At 55.3% G+C, this 889-nt stretch carries 1 protein-coding gene; it reads right to left on the bottom strand.

Features of this window, described 5'->3' with window-relative positions:
• Positions 1–34: 34 nt before the first annotated feature.
• The coding region (locus tag QP413_RS09825; RefSeq protein ID WP_284781590.1) for an IS3 family transposase at positions 35–889 on the bottom strand (855 nt) is incomplete at its 5' end.

The following is an 889-nucleotide window of genomic DNA, read 5'->3' as shown; positions in this document are numbered from 1 at the left end:
TGAACTAGCCCCCGAAAGTTGGACTGGTTTAATTCTAGGCGGTGAGGGGTTCAAGGGTCTGATTCCGATATTGCATCGGGGTCAGGCCCTTGAGTCGTTGTTGGACGCGTTCGGTGTTGTACCACCCGATGTACTCGTCGATCGCTTGGTTGAACTCTGCGACCGTGTCGAAGACCTCACCGTGGTACATCTCGGTTTTCAAGTGCCCGAAGAAGTTCTCCATGACCGCGTTGTCGTAACAGTTGGCTTTACGCGACATCGACTGAACACCACCGTTGTCGCCGATCAGATTGCGCCACGAGGAATGCTGGTACTGGAATCCTTGATCGGTGTGCATCATCCACCCGGGTTCAGGTGCACACGCTGTGATCGCCTTGGACAAAGAATCGGTGGTCAACGCTGTCGACGGTGATGTAGCCACAGTGTGGGCAACGATCGAGCGGTCGAACAAGTCCATCACCGGTGACAGGTAGACCTTGCGGCCTTGGACCCTGAACTCGGTGACGTCGCTGACAAAGACGGTATTCGGCCTATCTGGGGTGAACCTGCGGTCAAGTGTGTTGTCAGCGATGTGGCTGATCGTCCCAGTGTAGGAAACATATGGCCTGCGTTGGCGGATCTTGGCTCGAAGACCCATCTGGTGCATGAGTTTGTACACGAGTTTGTGGTTGACCACCCAGCCTTGGTTGCGCAGGTCAAGTAGGACTCGCCTATAGCCGTAGCGATGCTTGTTCCGTTCGAAGCACTCCCGGATCGCGGCTTTGAGTGCTGCGTGCTTATCCGGCTTGTTGAGGCGTTTCTGGTGGTAGAAGAACGTCGACCTCGGCATGCCTGCCGCATCCAAAAGGTATTGCAGACGATGCTGTGACTTGAGGATGACAATCGCCTG

The organism is Corynebacterium sp. UMB4614 (assembly GCF_030217065.1).
Classification (GTDB): Bacteria; Actinomycetota; Actinomycetes; order Mycobacteriales; family Mycobacteriaceae; genus Corynebacterium.
Note: the sequence above shows the minus strand (reverse complement) of the source record. Positions and strands in the feature narration are given on the sequence as shown.